General features: G+C 42.1%; 15 protein-coding genes. 5 read left to right on the top strand and 10 right to left on the bottom strand.

Annotated features, from left to right (window positions below; all coding sequences use genetic code 11):
- Positions 1 to 10: 10 nt before the first annotated feature.
- Genes nhaC through AWN68_RS08800 form a run of 3 tightly spaced genes read left to right on the top strand, consistent with a single transcriptional unit; the run spans position 11 to position 3,824 of the window.
- Entirely contained in the window at positions 11 to 1,489 is a 1,479-nt protein-coding gene (gene nhaC, locus AWN68_RS08810; protein ID WP_068414210.1) for a Na+/H+ antiporter NhaC, read from the top strand.
- Between the two features lie 32 nt (positions 1,490 to 1,521).
- Positions 1,522 to 2,073: a 3'-5' exonuclease gene (locus tag AWN68_RS08805; protein ID WP_157716142.1), complete on the top strand. Its 552-nt coding sequence runs from the start codon at positions 1,522 to 1,524 to the stop codon at positions 2,071 to 2,073.
- A 35-nt stretch (positions 2,074 to 2,108) separates the two neighbouring features.
- Positions 2,109 to 3,824: a M28 family peptidase gene (locus AWN68_RS08800; protein WP_068414204.1), complete on the top strand. Its 1,716-nt coding sequence runs from the start codon at positions 2,109 to 2,111 to the stop codon at positions 3,822 to 3,824.
- A gap of 75 nt (positions 3,825 to 3,899) precedes the next feature.
- Here the strand turns inward: AWN68_RS08800 and AWN68_RS08795 are convergent, their stop codons facing one another.
- Complete coding sequence (locus AWN68_RS08795) at positions 3,900 to 4,334, bottom strand: peptidylprolyl isomerase (protein WP_068414202.1); 435 nt, start codon at positions 4,332 to 4,334, stop codon at positions 3,900 to 3,902.
- 81 nt (positions 4,335 to 4,415) lie between these two features.
- On the opposite strand from AWN68_RS08795, the gene AWN68_RS08790 reads away from it, so the two are divergent.
- A complete protein-coding gene (locus AWN68_RS08790; protein WP_068414199.1) occupies positions 4,416 to 4,865 on the top strand; it encodes a DUF4442 domain-containing protein in 450 nt (149 codons plus the stop codon).
- Between the two features lie 11 nt (positions 4,866 to 4,876).
- Here AWN68_RS08790 and AWN68_RS08785 read toward each other — a convergent pair whose 3' ends face one another.
- From AWN68_RS08785 to AWN68_RS08755, 7 genes are all read right to left on the bottom strand, one after another.
- Positions 4,877 to 5,383 (bottom strand): GreA/GreB family elongation factor, encoded by a 507-nt coding sequence (locus AWN68_RS08785; RefSeq protein ID WP_068414196.1) that lies wholly within the window; start codon positions 5,381 to 5,383, stop codon positions 4,877 to 4,879.
- A gap of 202 nt (positions 5,384 to 5,585) precedes the next feature.
- Positions 5,586 to 6,119 (bottom strand): DUF1003 domain-containing protein, encoded by a 534-nt coding sequence (locus AWN68_RS08780; RefSeq protein WP_068414190.1) that lies wholly within the window; start codon positions 6,117 to 6,119, stop codon positions 5,586 to 5,588.
- Between the two features lie 76 nt (positions 6,120 to 6,195).
- A complete protein-coding gene (locus AWN68_RS08775; protein WP_068414187.1) occupies positions 6,196 to 6,600 on the bottom strand; it encodes an OsmC family protein in 405 nt (134 codons plus the stop codon).
- Between the two features lie 723 nt (positions 6,601 to 7,323).
- The gene (locus AWN68_RS08770) at positions 7,324 to 7,620 is read right to left on the bottom strand and encodes a hypothetical protein (RefSeq protein WP_068414180.1); all 297 of its coding nucleotides are present in this window, start codon (positions 7,618 to 7,620) and stop codon (positions 7,324 to 7,326) included.
- Between the two features lie 6 nt (positions 7,621 to 7,626).
- Positions 7,627 to 8,127 carry a sigma-70 family RNA polymerase sigma factor gene (locus AWN68_RS08765; protein ID WP_245657990.1) on the bottom strand — a complete coding sequence of 167 codons (501 nt, stop codon included), beginning with the start codon at positions 8,125 to 8,127 and terminating at the stop codon, positions 7,627 to 7,629.
- A 519-nt stretch (positions 8,128 to 8,646) separates the two neighbouring features.
- Entirely contained in the window at positions 8,647 to 9,813 is a 1,167-nt protein-coding gene (locus tag AWN68_RS08760; protein ID WP_068414179.1) for an alpha/beta hydrolase-fold protein, read from the bottom strand.
- A gap of 458 nt (positions 9,814 to 10,271) precedes the next feature.
- Complete coding sequence (locus AWN68_RS08755; RefSeq protein ID WP_068414177.1) at positions 10,272 to 10,994, bottom strand: hypothetical protein; 723 nt, start codon at positions 10,992 to 10,994, stop codon at positions 10,272 to 10,274.
- A gap of 289 nt (positions 10,995 to 11,283) precedes the next feature.
- On the opposite strand from AWN68_RS08755, the gene AWN68_RS08750 reads away from it, so the two are divergent.
- Positions 11,284 to 12,621, top strand: coding sequence for a M24 family metallopeptidase (locus tag AWN68_RS08750; RefSeq protein WP_084362811.1), 1,338 nt, complete (start codon positions 11,284 to 11,286; stop codon positions 12,619 to 12,621).
- 693 nt (positions 12,622 to 13,314) lie between these two features.
- Here the strand turns inward: AWN68_RS08750 and AWN68_RS08745 are convergent.
- Both AWN68_RS08745 and AWN68_RS08740 read right to left on the bottom strand, forming a co-directional pair.
- A complete protein-coding gene (locus AWN68_RS08745; protein WP_068414175.1) occupies positions 13,315 to 13,686 on the bottom strand; it encodes a type II toxin-antitoxin system death-on-curing family toxin in 372 nt (123 codons plus the stop codon).
- The gene (locus tag AWN68_RS08740; protein WP_053224831.1) at positions 13,683 to 13,871 is read right to left on the bottom strand and encodes a hypothetical protein; all 189 of its coding nucleotides are present in this window, start codon (positions 13,869 to 13,871) and stop codon (positions 13,683 to 13,685) included. Before AWN68_RS08740 ends, AWN68_RS08745 begins: the two co-directional genes overlap by 4 nt.
- Between the last annotated feature and the right edge of the window lie 514 nt (positions 13,872 to 14,385).

Below are 14,385 nucleotides of genomic sequence, written 5' to 3'. Positions count from 1 at the left end.
TAAAATAACTATGACGAACACTCACAGTAAGCCTACTCTTTTTCAGGCTTTTATACCAATTATCTTTTTAGTAGTAGCTCTTTTTATCAATGTCCGAATCTTTGGAGATTCTTCACTTGATGGCTCAAATCAAATTATTCTGATTCTTTCGGGGGGCGTTGCAACCTTAGTGGCGCTCAAGTTGGGATATAAATGGGATACCATTCAGAATGGAATTGTAAAAAGTATTAGCTCGGCAATGGCCTCCATTATCATTCTACTTTTGATAGGCTGCTTGGCAGGTACTTGGCTTTTAAGCGGAATTGTACCCGCCATGATTTATTATGGATTGCAAATCCTTAACCCTACTATATTCCTTTTTGCGGCTTGTATTATTTGTGCTGTTGTTTCAATGGCCACCGGTAGCTCTTGGACCACCGCAGCCACTGTGGGGATTGCCTTAATTGGTATTGGTCAAGCTTTGGGATTGAACGAAGGTATGGTTGCTGGAGCGATCTTGTCAGGCGCTTATTTTGGAGATAAAATGTCACCATTGTCAGATACTACGAACTTGGCGCCAGCCATGGCAGGTACGGATTTGTTTACCCACATCAGGTACATGACTTTAACGACTGTGCCGTCAATTGCCATTGCCTTAATTCTGTTTTTAATCTTAGGCTTCACGAATTCAGGAAGTGGTGAAATCACCGAAACAGGAGAGATTTTGACAGCCATCACTTCACGATTCAATATTAATGGATGGTTATTTTTAGTGCCGTTGGCGGTAATTGGAATGATCTTAAAGAAAGTACCGGCTATTCCAGCCATTTTAATTGGAGCACTTTTGGGCGCTGTTTTCGCTTTGATTTTTCAGCCAGAGGTAGTCACTTCGGTTGCTGGTTGGGAAGGGGCCAATTGGGAAGTCACTTTTGTAGGGATCATGAAGTCACTTTACGGAGATATTAGTGTGGTTACTGGTCATGCCATGGTGGATGAACTTCTAACTTCCGGAGGAATGGCGGGTATGTTAAACACTGTTTGGCTTATTCTTTCAGCCATGATTTTCGGTGGTGTAATGGAAAGAACAGGGTTACTAAAGCGAATTGCAGCCGCGGTAATTTCAAAGGTAAGCTCAACGGGTTCTTTGGTGGCAGCTACAGCTGGAACGACCATATTTTTTAATGGTACGGCATCGGACCAATACTTAGCCATTGTGGTACCAGGGAGAATGTATGCGGATATTTATAGGCAAAAGGGCTTAGCTCCAGAAAACCTATCAAGAACTTTAGAAGATTCGGGAACAGTAACCTCGGTACTCATTCCTTGGAATACTTGTGGAGCCTATCATTCGGGTGTTTTGGGCGTAGCAACAGGTGCTTATTTGCCTTATGCTTTCTTCAATTTAATCAGCCCATTAATGACCGTAGCCTTTGCGTACCTCAATATCAAAATCAGAAAAATAGATCCTTCAAAAGCTGAAGAGACCGAAGAAGCCCTAGCTGAAGAATGAGTTTTACCAAATCAATAACCAAGCAAGAAATTATGGAATTACCACTTTCTGGCTATAAAGGGAAGGTGGTCATCGCAAGTACAGAGGAGTCCATTAAAAAAGCGATGGATGAAATCAATGAGTTCACCGCAGTTGGTTTCGATACTGAAGCAAGGCCAACCTTTAAGAAAGGGCAAGTCAGGTATATTTCCTTAATTCAGATCGGTACACCTGAGAAGGTGTATTTATTAAGAATTATGCAGACTGGGCTTTTGCCGTGTATCATTGATTTTTTGGAGAACCCAGAAATTACTAAAATTGGTATTGGGTTGGATGATGATTTCAACTTGTTGAATAACCTCAAAGCGTTCAATCATCAGGGCTTTTTAGACTTGAATAAGAAGTTCGTTGAGATTGGGGCTGAAAATATTGGTGCTAGAAACTTAGCCGGAATGATCATGGGGATTCGTATTTCGAAATCTGCCCAGACGTCTAACTGGGAGTTAGAGCAACTGACTGAAAAGCAAATTCGCTATGCTGCTACCGATGCTTGGATTTGCTTAGAAATTTACGAGAAGCTCTATACATGGGGTTTTGTAGAATAGACAATCTTTCAACAACCGTATTTGATAAATAGAAGATGAAAAGGACACTTATTTTGTTTTTGGGGATTACGTTGTCTGTATTTCAGGCCAATGCCCAGCAGTTAGACTCTTTTATTGAGGATTACTACACGATGGCCGATGCTGAATTCAATCAAGAATCGGCCTTTGAGACTGTGGATTATGTGCAGCAATATTGGCGATTGGCAGGAAACGAAGGTTTCAATAACAGTATTTACCATGTGGTGGAAAAATTAAAAAATGCGGGCTATGTGTTGGAAGAAAACGCAAAAGCAACAGACAGGCTTACTTATAGAATTGAGAAGCGACCGATGTCACGCCCTACTTGGGAGCCGGTTTCGGGATCCTTGAAAATTGGAAATAAGGAGTTACTCAACCTGAAAACCAATTTCAATATGATTGCTTCCTATTCTTATAGCACGGGTGGCGAAAAGGAATATGAAGTAGTGTATGTAGAAAAGGTTTCTGCTGAAAGCCTAGATGGTATGGACTTAAAAGGCAAAGTCGTAATGACTGAAGGTAGCCCGGGGCGTACGTTTAATGAAGCCGTTAAAAAGCACGGAGCTGCTGGTGTAATTACTTATGGTTTGCCAGCCTATAACCAACCTGAGAAACATCAAAACTCCATTTCGTTTACAGGGATATCTAATGATGAAGAAGCTAAAGCTTTTGGCGTATTACTTTCTTATAAGGCACATGAAATATTGAAAAAAACAGTTTTAGCAGGACAGACTAAAGTAAAGATCAACCTAGAAACGAAAATTTACGAATCAGAAGAATTGACTTTGGTGGCGGAAGTAAAAGGAAGTGCATTGCCGAATGAGCGCTTTGTATTCAGTGCGCACGTGCAAGAGCCGGGTGCCAACGATAACGCAACTGGAGTAGGTGCTTTGGGTGAAGTGGCTTCTTCTACTGCCCGACTTTTAAAAGCAGGAAAGGTGAATCCTGCACGCACCATTACCTACCTTTTTGGTGATGAAATTGTGTCGACACGTAGATACGTGCAAGAAGACGCTGAACGCGCAAAAGGAATCAAATGGGGAATGAGCTTAGACATGGTGGGAGAGAATACTGCGATCACTGGCGGTTCTTTCTTAATCGAAAAAATGCCTGATCCAGGAGCCATCTGGACGCGTGGAAAAGAGAAACATTCGGAGTGGGGTGGAAGACCATTGAAGAAAGAACAGTTGAAACCACACTACTTCAACGACCTGACCATCGGTGTTTTCGATATGATTGGCGAGAGAAAGAATTGGGAAGTGAATTACAATCCATTTGAGGGGGGCAGCGATCACACACCATTCCTTCAGGCCAATATCCCTGGCTTGTTGCTATGGCATTTCACCGATCAGTTTTACCATACCGACCAAGATAGAATCGATAAGGTATCGCCTGTGACTTTAAAGAATGTAGGAATAGGCGCAATGATCATCTCTTTCGCATTAACCGAAAATAACGATCGCTTAGCACACGTAATGCTTTCGGAAGCTTCAATGGCAGCTACTATGCGTTTACAAGCAGAATTGAAATTGAGTCAAGAAGCCCTTGCCAACGGAGGTGACCTTGCCGAGCAAAAAGATATTATCAATACTTGGGCAGACTATTACAGAGATGTTTTTAATGCTACGCTAGATATTGAGCCTAAAGGCATGGCGGCATTCAAAGAGAACCTACAAGCGACTCAAGATGCCTTAATGGGCTATCGCAATATGATTATGGGGCAATTGAAGTAGATTTGTATTGTCTGAAAGAAACAAAAAAGCCTCGGTCTGAATCTTCAAACCGAGGCTTTTATATGATAATGCTTCTTAAGCTTCGCTTACAACGATCTTATTGATTTTATCACCTTCTTTGATTTCGTCAACAATATCTATACCCTCTACAACTTTACCAAAGCAAGTGTGGTTTCTGTCTAAGTGAGCAGTATTGTCTCTGCTGTGGCAAATAAAGAACTGAGAACCACCAGTGTTTCTACCTGCATGCGCCATAGAAAGTACACCACGATCGTGGTATTGGTTTTCACCGTCTAACTCACAGTCGATTTTGTAACCAGGACCGCCAGCGCCAGTTCCATTAGGGCAACCGCCTTGGATTACGAAGTTTGGAAGTACACGATGGAAAGTAAGACCATCATAAAAGCCTTTTTTAGCCAAGTCAGTAAAATTCTTTACTGTGTTTGGGGCGTCCTTTTCAAAGAACTCAACTTTCATTACCCCTTTTTCGGTTTGTATTTCTGCTGTCATGAAATGTTATGATAAATTTGAACTGCAAAGCTAAGGGTTTCAGAACAAAACACGTTTCACCTTTTAAAAAGAATAAACATTATGCCGCTACTTTCCCGAAAACAAAAAGTGAAACTGATCAATTGGTATCCTCCATTTATGGGAGCGGGTATTAAACTCACTTATTTGTCTGATGATTTCATGAAGGCCGAAGTGCAATTGAAACTTCGTTGGTGGAACAAAAACCTAGTAGGAGTTCACTTTGGAGGTTCTTTGTTAGCGATGTGCGATCCGTTCTATATGCTTTTGTTGATGAATACCTTAGGTCATGATTATATTGTTTGGGACAAAGCTGCTTCCATTCGTTTTAAGAAACCAGGAAGAGGAACCGTAAAATGTGTTTTTGAATTGACAGAGCCACTTTTAGCCCAAATACGGGAAGAAGTAACTGCAGCAGGTAAAAAGGATTATTTCTTCGACCTGACAGTAACTGATGGAGAAGGGGAGGTTGTCTGCGAAGTACATAAGACGATTTATGTGAGGAAGAAGTAGCCGAATTGTCCCTACAGTGTATAGTCAATCTTCATAATCTCAAATACCCGATCTTCTTTTGCCAACTTTAATATGGCTTTTTCTCCAACTTTCTTGTTTGTCAATATTTGAGCAATGGGTGAAATGAATGAAATCTTTCCTTTAGAAATATCAGCTTCGTCTACACCCACAATCTGATAGCGCTGGAGTTTGGTTTGGGTACCTATTTTTAAAGTTACCCAAGCACCGAACCGTACTTCATGTTTTGGCTGCTCTTCTAGTTCTATAAGCTTTGCGGTAGAAATTCTGTTATTCAGCAATTGCAGCTTTGCGTTGATATGATTGACCGCAATTCGTTTTTCGTTTTCACTCGTAAGCCCCAGCTGGTCTTTCTCATCGATAAGCTTCTGTTTTTCTTCCAAAAGTTCATCCATACCCACCTGAGTAACATAATTGGTTACGCCTTCCGGTAAGTTGACTCTTGCGGGTACAAGAGGTATTTCTTCCTGATCGTCTTCTTTAACAAATCCTCTGCTCATGTTTCAATTTACGAATTCCATAGATAGGGCTGTTACCCTGATCCCGAAGCTTGAGAGTTCAGGATATGTCTGCTACTTCCAATAAACATTAGAACATTAAACTCGCTCTGATGTTCACCCTTAGATCAGTAGATGGTGAGAAACTTGTGTTTAAGAGCAAGAACCTGAGTTCTAACTTTATCAAAAGCCCACGATAATAATCTCATCCCTGTCTCTGATCAATCTTTTTCAACAGTTCTAGTTGTAGCGCTTGACTTTCAAACAGTGTTTGTATTTGTTCTTCCATCAAAAGGTCAATTTTTTCGTTCAGCGCCTTAATTTCTAATTCCGCTTTTAAGTTAATGAGGTAGTCATTTTCACCGCGTTTCCTGTCTTTTTCCTCCTGTCTGTTTTGGCTCATCATAATTACTGGAGCTTGCAGTGCCGCAATACAAGAAAGAATGAGGTTCATTAATATGAATGGATAGGGATCGAAATTATCGCGGATGGGAGTCAGTGTATTAAAGAGAATCCAAACAATGAGTATAGCAAAGAATGTAATAATGAATGCCCAACTGCCGCCAAACTTGGCGACTTTATCTGAAATGCTTTGCCCTGTAGAGAGAATCTCTTTAGGTGGATTTAAAAGGTTAGTGGTAATTAAGGTTTCATCTTCGATTGCCTTTTTTACAATGCTCTGAAGCTTCCTGATGTGTTCTGATTTGGCGGTTAACAGGTTGGTGATGTCGTTGTCCATTTGATTTTTTAATAAATGTATCAAAATGGTTTTAGTAAATGTATGGTAGGGCGCGGGTGCCCCTTATTTAGATATTCTATTCGGCTATTTTCTTGACTTCGCCAGTGATAGAACAGGCTAATTTCGCAGTGTTAAATATCGTCCCAAATTTTTCAATATTCTTTTTGAGTAGATCAATATTCAGACTCTCATCTTGACTGTACACCTTCAATTCATAATTGATTTCGTCCATTCTTGGTGGCTTTTCCAGTCGTGTTGCATTCACGGTTATTTCCGCATGGCTGTATTCAAACTTCATCATCACAGAAAAACGCTCCACATTTTTAAGAATGCAGGCGGAAAAGGAACCCAAAAACAATTCAGCTGGGTTAGGTAAACTATCAGCCGTTTCGGGTGTAATCCCAAAAGCGATGTCTGATTGCTTCACCTTAATCGAGGCCTTGTTTTTTGAAGACGAGTCTGCTTTGGTTGAATACTTCATAAATAAATCTTGTTGTTACTTTACACCCCTAAAAACCTCAGAGATGAGATGAGTAGAAGGTAAGAATAGTTTCTGGATTATTGCACACCGCTAAGAACAGTTGGTTGGCGGCTTGTTGGTGAAGAACACCAACAAGGGCGAAGAACGCAAAGCTATGCATCGTCCTTACAGGACTTCCATAAAGGTATGGTTCGGTTAACGAAGGGTTTCACCCTTCGTTTTGTTATTGCGCCCTTTCAGGGCTGGCTAAAGCGAAATTCCTTTGTTCATTCAACAATGACAAGCTAAATAATAGTAAACCAAAAGCCCCAACGGGGCGAAATATCCAAGGAATGGGTGCAACCCATTCCTGATTCAATATAAGGTTAATTAAGCCCTGAAAGGGCGTAATAGGTTTAGACTATTCACTGTTTTTTATGATAAAAGTAGAGCACCAAGCTTGCTATAAGTCACCCTGTAAGGGTCTTTTTCAGAAACACAGATAACCAGCTTGAATTACCAAACTAACCGCAGAGAACGCAGCGAAACGCAAAGCGTTAATTTGAGGGATAGCGAGTACCCCGAAGTTTCACGGGCGGCATGACGCTCCGATTGGGCTTTTTTAAACAGTCATCCTCTCCGAAGTTTCGGAGACGAGGCACGAGGAAGAAAGCTCCGAAGCTTCGGAGCGTCTGCTACTCCGAACAAACATTAGAACCCTGAAACCCGCGCAACGGAAAGTAACTACTCCTTATTCCTTTTAAATAGGTTGAGAAACTTTCTAAGTAGGGTAGTAATTCTAGCCATATCCTTATTGATCGAGTCCTTTTCAAACTGACTTGTCATGCCTTTAAATTGCACCCAATGGGTTTTTAGTGTCGCTACATCAGATTTGATCGAATTTTTTTCGAACTGACTAACTTTCCCTTTGAGCTCATCCAATAAGCTAGACATTTGAATATTAATCTTCTTTGTTTGAGCGGAGTTCACCCAGATGTCTTTTAATTCCTCCCATTCGAATTTCTGTTCTTTATTAGCCATCTTATTTTAATTTAGTAGTGATACAGTTGAGTAGTATTTTTTGATTCTTTTCATTTTGACAGCAATGTGATTTGCTGTCAATCCAGTGATCTTCGCTATTTCTTTATACGACAGTTCATCCAAGGATAAAATCACAATAGACTGATCTACAGTATTCAGTACATGGATACAGTCATGCAGCGCTTTATATTTTTCTTGGTGCTCAGTATCTGGAATTGAAGCTACGGGTTCAAATTGTATGGCCTCTAATCGGATCGTTTTTTCGTTAGCATTCTCCAGCTTGCTTTTCGCATTCATGCAGACATTTAAGGCAATTCTATAGATCCATGTGCTTACATTAGATTTGCCCTCAAACGTTGGAAAAGCCCGCCAAATGTGAAGTGTTACTTCCTGAAAAAGGTCTTCTGGTTCAATCGGAGCAACAGCATAGATCTTACAAATTCTATAAATTCTGACCTTGTTGTCCTCAAGGGTTTGATCAAAAGTGGGTTTTACCTTTCTCTGCATTTTGTGTTTTTTTAGCACTCTACTCGGTTAGTGGGCTGGATTGAAAAAATATGACAGCAGAATTGTGATTTATTTTAAAAAGGGCTGTGGAAAAGGTAAGAAGACTTTATGGATTATTGCCCACCGCTAAGGACAGTAATCCCTGTAGGTTCCGAGGCTTCGGAATTTTCCCGAAACACAAATCGTTGGCGGCTTGTTGGTGAAAGTACGCTGAGTTATGTATCGTCCTTACAGGACTTCTGTAAAGGTGTGGGTCGGTTTACGAAGGGTTGCACCCTTCGTTTAGTTATTACGCCCTTTCAGGGCTGGTTGAAGTGAAGTCCCTCAGTTCATAAAACAGGGATAAGCTAAATAATAGCAAGCCAAAAGCCCCAACGGGGCGAAATATCCTAGGAATGGGTGCAACCCATTCCTGATTCAATATAAGGTTAATTAAGCCCTGAAAGGGCGTAATAAGTTTAGACGCTTCACTGGTCGATTATGATAAAAACTGAGCACCATTGCTTGCTATAAGTCACTCTACTTCGTAACCTCTTTAGCCCTTTTGAAATACTTATCCGCTTCAACCTTGTTGCCCAAAGCCAAATAAGCATTTCCTGTTCTTGTTAGAAGTGACTCCGAATCTGGGGAGTCTATCAGCAGAGACTTATATATTTCGATAGCCTTATTGTACGCTGCATGGGCTTCGTAATAATTCACAATGTCCAATGCTCGATTCCCTAAATCCCTGATGAATTCATCCGAAAAAAAGGTGTTTGCAAAGCTTTCGAAATAGGGATAATCCTCCGCTCTAATAGCACTGCGGATAATGGTATACTTAGACCATGTGGGCAGTTCGGGTGGCGCTCCATAAATAAGCGCCCGCTGCTTGGTATGTGCATAAGCATATTCTAAGCCCCCATTGCCTATAAAGGCTTGAAGGTTGTTTACTTGAAATTCTGGGTAATACTTAAAGTACGTCCTAAGGCTGTGGTAGAGTGTGGGGTAGGCCGTAGACTGATGCTCTTCGTTGACAAGCTCAAAGTATGACCAGTCTAAGCCACTAATTTTTTTGATGGAAAGCAGTGAGTCCAATTTATTGGTGCCATGATTTACTTCGTATTCATTTGGGCTCACAGCGAAATAAAGGGCCTTGTTTGTAATTGTGATGCTATCCAAGGCAGCGACTTTATCTTTAATGGGGAAGGGGCTTGCGATAAAATAAGCATCAAATGGAATCGTCTTGTTGAGCATAATATCGAATCCAAGACTTCCGGCATATTGCCAACCAAAAAGGAGTTTTTCATCATTTACGCGAAAGCTTTTCTCAACATAAGGGATTAGCTCTTTCCCCATAAACCCAATGAAGTTATCCGTTCCATTGATATAATTGGCATAACGCTGACGGTAGGGGGTGTTGATACCCACGATGATAAAATCAGGGGTTAAATCGAACTGCTTGAAAGTGTTACTTAAGCTCACGGCATAAGTGAAAAGCTGTTGACCATCTAGTAAATAGAGAACGGGGTAGTCTTTGTCTGTTTCGGAATAGCCTGGAGGAAGGTAGACTTGGATTTGCTTTGTTTCTTCTAAAATCTCAGAGTCGATAAAATGATTCGTCCCAACGATGTTATTTGTTTCTGCCTTTTGCGCTTGTAAATAAAGAACGGTGAATAGACTGATGATTACTATGATGGTTTTTTTCATGTCCACCCTAGTAACGGTCTCCTAACTTAAGGGTTACGGAGGTGTTTTTAGTAACACAGATAACCAAAACTAACCGTCATTCTGAAATTTTAGGCCGATGATAATCGGGCTAAAATGAAAGAATCTGTCTGTTCAAGGCCTCGGCTGTCAAGAACTGACAGATTCTTTCTTCACCTTACGCTATGCTTCAGGTTCATCAGAATGACGCTCCGATTGGGCTTTTTTTAGACCGTCATCCTGAGCCTGGCTCAGGATCCGTCTGCTACTCAGTCATCCCTGTAGGGATCCTTTCCCGAAACACAAGTTGTTAGGTGGCTTGTTGGTGAAGAACACCAACAAGGGCGGAAAAAAATTCTCGGTCAGCCTGAAGAACACCAAAAAGGGCGGAGGGGTAGCTTGCTAATTGGTCAGACCACTCCAAGTGGTCTGACCAATGGGCCAATGGCGGCTAATGGCTGTTACCCCAACGAATTATACTCAACCACTTTAAAATCAGGGTCAGTGAGGTCAATTAAGAAGTGATGGATCTTATCTTTCTTGTCGAATTCGCCATTCTTATCAATGTCTTCTAAAGTGCGGAAGTACAAACGTTTGTTGACGATCAAAATCTTCCAATCTAGTAGTTCTTGAAGTTCGAAGGTTAGTTTCTTAAAATTCTGGCCACTCAGATGTGATAAGTAAAGCGACTCAATATCATCATTCGTAAGTTTGCCATCATTGTTGGTGTCTCTGTCGGTGACGGTCATGACCACCAGTTGTTGACCGGTTTTCTTGCGGATGGATTCCAAAAACTGGAAGCTTCTGATTTTAAGATGCTGCTCCGTAATAGGTCTGAAATTGGAAGAGTCTAAATGCTGAATCATGATTTTACTCAAGCTGCCGGTATAGGAACTTCCACTTAAATAGCCACTTGAAAAGGAGAAGTCCCCTGAACCTCCCGACCCTAAATAAAGCTTGCTTCCCGCGCGACTCGAAACCCGAATTTCTCCAATGGGAAAGAGCAGGTAATCGGTGCTGTCAAAATAGACAGGGAGGTCGCCTGTAAGCACTAAAGTGCTGTCTACAATCAGTGCTTGCTCGCCCACTTGTCCATTGTCATCCGTAGGATAAACCACGGTTGGCTTAGTGTCACATGACCAAAATAGGAGCGAAACACTTAGGGCTAAAAGGATGGTTTTCATAAAAAGTAGTTACGTTTCAAACGGTAAGTAAGTTAATGCCTTTGTTATAATTATCACCAATCATAAAGCCAGCGACAGTGTTGCAGCAAAACTAGGTGCCAAGCGCTCATGCTAAGTCACCCTGCTCCGAGACTTCGGAGATCTTTCCCGAAACACAAGTTGTTAGGTGGCTTAAGGGTGGAAACAAGGGGGTAGTAGGCGGAGAGTGCATTTTTCTAAAACGTTACAGTCGGAAAGGGTAAAACCGAAAATCTATATTATTTTTAGAATTATGATAAACCGCTTTACCATGATTTCTACCAAAACACCGATACTCCTTCTGATGCTTACGTTCGTGACATTATCCTCTTGCGTACCGAAAGAAGAAAACACCACAGCCATTAATCCAGAGGCATATTGGGGTGAAAGTCCTTGGCCAGAAATCAGAAAACAACGGATCAATCAATTGCTGCCACAAGCCATGGAAGCTGCCAATGTAGATTGCTGGTTGGTGGTGTGTAGAGAAAACAACAATGACCCAATTGCTGACCATGTTGGCGGTGAAAATGCAGGTGGAACCGCTGCCTTTTTATTTTATAGAGATGCCGATGGTTTTCATTCCAAAGTATTTTCTCCTTCAGGCGAAGCCACTGCTTTGGATGAAATGGACATACATGATGAAGTTGTGAAAGTATCTGGAAGTTCGGCAATGGGCATGGCTGCCGATTTTATTAAAGAGAAAAATTTCAGCCGCGTAGCAGTTAACTCTTCGAGCAGCAACTCAATGGCCGATGGACTAACTTATACGCAACGCATGAGCTTAGAAGGTTTACTAGGAGCCGAAAGTAAGAAACTCGTTTCGTCTACTGATTTAATCTATGAATGGCTTTCTATAAAACTACCTGAAGAGGTAGAGGTACTTAAAAAGGCTGCAAAATTAACAGCCGAATGGCAAGTGGAGGCTTACGAACAAATCATTCCAGGAAAATCTACCGATGCCGATATTGCCAGATTTTTAAAGCAAAAAATGGCTGAATATGGAGTTACGGATGGTTGGGCTGCTGACCAAAATCCAAATGTAAATTCGGGGCCAGATCGTGGGCATTCTCATGCTACCGACAAAGTAATTATGCCTGGCGATGTAATACAAATAGATTTCGGCATCAAGGTTTATAACCGCTGGGTAAGCGATATTCAGCGGTTTGCTTATGTATTGAAGGACGGGGAAGAAACGGCTCCAGAAGAAATTCAATTTTACTGGAACAGCAGCAAAGCAGGAAATAGAGCCGCATTTAATGCCATGAAACCCGGAGCTACAGGAGCAGAGGTGGATAGAGCGCAACGCCTGTTAATGCAAGAAGCTAAATCTGAAAATGTGCCATGGAGTACGGGGCATCCGGTGGGTTATGTAGCGCACGATGTTGGGCCAAGCTTAGGCGGTGGTATGTCAACCCGAGTACGGACTGTTTCTACCAAATTATTAAAAGAAGGGATGACCTTTGCCTTCGATGGTTTCCACGCTTGGAAGCGCGAGGATGGAACCGAAAAAACTATCTCTGTGGAAGAAATGGCAGTAATTACGGCCAATGGTGCAGCGTACTTAATCGCCCCACAAGAGGAATTGATTTTGGTGAGAACAAAGAAGTAGGTAATCTAACAGCAAAGTACACTGAGAAACGCAAAGCGTTAATTTGAGGGATACCGAAACCCCCGAAGCTTCGCGGGCGGCATGACACTCCGATTGGGCTTTTTTCAGACCGTCATCCTGAGCCTGTCTCAGCATCCGTCTGCTACTCAGTCATCCCTGTAGGGATCCTTTCCCGAAACACAGTTGTTAGGTGGCTTGTTGGTGAAGAACACCAACAAGGGCGGAAACTCGCACGGATGTCCGCCCTTCTTGCCTTCGCGAAGCTTCGGCAAAGCAAGGGGGGGCGGTTGGTGGGGGATTGCTACCGAACTCTGCTTTACAAAAGAGACAACATTATTACACACTGCTCAGAACAGTCACCCCGAAGGGGGCTTTTTCAGTAATACAGATTGCCAAAACTAGCCGTCATTCTGATGACGAGGCACGAGGAAGAAAGAATCCGTCCGTTTAAGGCCTCGGCTGTCAACAACTGACGGATTCTTTCTTCACCTTACGCTGTGCTTCAGGTTCATCAGAATGACGCTCCGGTTGGGCTTTCTCAGCAATACAAATGGTTGGTGGCTTGTTGGTGAAGAACACCAACAAGGGCGGAAACTCGCACGGATGTCCGCCCTTCTTGCCTTAGCGAAGCTTCGACAAAGTAAAGGGGCGGTTGGTGGGGGATTTGTACGGAATTACAATCTATGATGAGGGCTACTTAGAATTCTTGTCAAGCCATTCTTTGATTTGATCGAAGTTGAGTTCTCCAGTAGAAGTTGAAATTACAAATTGATATTTGTCCTTTTGATTTGCATGTATATCGCGCTGTTCATTCATTAACAGAAGCCTGGCAAGCACATAACCAGTTCGTTTATTCCCATCAACAAAAGGATGATTCTTTACTATGCTTTCAATAATTGCCGCTGCTTTATCGACTGGACTAGGATAAAGCTCTTGTCCATCAAAAGTTTGATAAGGACGGTTCAATGCGGAATCTAACAGTTCTTGGTCTCGAACTCCTTCAGAACCCCCAAACCGTCCAATTAAAATGGAATGTATTTCAAGAACTTCGCGCTCCGAGATCATTGGGCTAGTCTTTCAAGAAGCTCTTTGTCTTCCGTTAAGATGGTTCTTAGGTTTTGAGATAAGCTCACAGATTTGTCAGACTTGCCTTGAACAGACTTTAGGTAGTCGTAAACTTCTTGGAGTGCTTTTTCCGGTGTATTGTCCAACAATTGGTTGATTGCTGTTTTTACTTCTTCTCTGCTCATGGTTCAATTTACGAAATTCATGGAAATATGGTTAACCAAATGCTGGGTTCATGGATTAAACCATGGGCTAAAATTCACCGTCATTTTCTCCGAAGTTTCGGAGCGTCTGTGTAAGGCAAAGCGTTAATTTGAGGGATACCGAAACTAGTTTGGCATGACACTCCGATTAGGCTTTTTACAGACCGTCATCCTGAGCCTGTCTCAGGATCCGTCTGCTACTCAGTCATCCCTGTAGGGATCCTTTCCCGAAACACAAGTTGTTAGGAGGCTTGTTGGTGAAGAACACCAACAAGGGCGGAAAACTAACCGTCATTCTGATGACGAGGTACGAGGAAGAAAGAATCCGTCTGTTCAAGGCCTCGGCTGTCAAGAACTGACAGATTCTTTCTTCACCTTACGCTATGCTTCAGGTTCATCAGAATGACGCTCCCATTGGGCTGTATGGTTGGTGATGATCTCATGGAAAAGTCAACAAAAAAGCCCAACTCTTTCGAGTTAGGCTTTGCGTATTTTA

The organism is Roseivirga echinicomitans, from assembly GCF_001592935.1.
In the GTDB taxonomy this organism is placed as follows: domain Bacteria; phylum Bacteroidota; class Bacteroidia; order Cytophagales; family Cyclobacteriaceae; genus Roseivirga; species Roseivirga echinicomitans.
This window is presented reverse-complemented; position numbering and strand designations above follow the sequence as displayed.

What these genes read in the sequence shown, in the direction of transcription:
- nhaC (WP_068414210.1), top strand. Translation starts at nt 11, where the DNA reads ATGACGAACACTCACAGTAAGCCTACTCTTTTTCAGGCTTTTATACCA.
- AWN68_RS08805 (WP_157716142.1), top strand. Translation starts at nt 1,522, where the DNA reads ATGGAATTACCACTTTCTGGCTATAAAGGGAAGGTGGTCATCGCAAGT.
- AWN68_RS08800 (WP_068414204.1), top strand. Translation starts at nt 2,109, where the DNA reads ATGAAAAGGACACTTATTTTGTTTTTGGGGATTACGTTGTCTGTATTT.
- AWN68_RS08795 (WP_068414202.1), bottom strand. Translation starts at nt 4,334, where the DNA reads ATGACAGCAGAAATACAAACCGAAAAAGGGGTAATGAAAGTTGAGTTC.
- AWN68_RS08790 (WP_068414199.1), top strand. Translation starts at nt 4,416, where the DNA reads ATGCCGCTACTTTCCCGAAAACAAAAAGTGAAACTGATCAATTGGTAT.
- AWN68_RS08785 (WP_068414196.1), bottom strand. Translation starts at nt 5,383, where the DNA reads ATGAGCAGAGGATTTGTTAAAGAAGACGATCAGGAAGAAATACCTCTT.
- AWN68_RS08780 (WP_068414190.1), bottom strand. Translation starts at nt 6,119, where the DNA reads ATGGACAACGACATCACCAACCTGTTAACCGCCAAATCAGAACACATC.
- AWN68_RS08775 (WP_068414187.1), bottom strand. Translation starts at nt 6,600, where the DNA reads ATGAAGTATTCAACCAAAGCAGACTCGTCTTCAAAAAACAAGGCCTCG.
- AWN68_RS08770 (WP_068414180.1), bottom strand. Translation starts at nt 7,620, where the DNA reads ATGGCTAATAAAGAACAGAAATTCGAATGGGAGGAATTAAAAGACATC.
- AWN68_RS08765 (WP_245657990.1), bottom strand. Translation starts at nt 8,127, where the DNA reads ATGCAGAGAAAGGTAAAACCCACTTTTGATCAAACCCTTGAGGACAAC.
- AWN68_RS08760 (WP_068414179.1), bottom strand. Translation starts at nt 9,813, where the DNA reads ATGAAAAAAACCATCATAGTAATCATCAGTCTATTCACCGTTCTTTAT.
- AWN68_RS08755 (WP_068414177.1), bottom strand. Translation starts at nt 10,994, where the DNA reads ATGAAAACCATCCTTTTAGCCCTAAGTGTTTCGCTCCTATTTTGGTCA.
- AWN68_RS08750 (WP_084362811.1), top strand. Translation starts at nt 11,284, where the DNA reads ATGATTTCTACCAAAACACCGATACTCCTTCTGATGCTTACGTTCGTG.
- AWN68_RS08745 (WP_068414175.1), bottom strand. Translation starts at nt 13,686, where the DNA reads ATGATCTCGGAGCGCGAAGTTCTTGAAATACATTCCATTTTAATTGGA.
- AWN68_RS08740 (WP_053224831.1), bottom strand. Translation starts at nt 13,871, where the DNA reads ATGAGCAGAGAAGAAGTAAAAACAGCAATCAACCAATTGTTGGACAAT.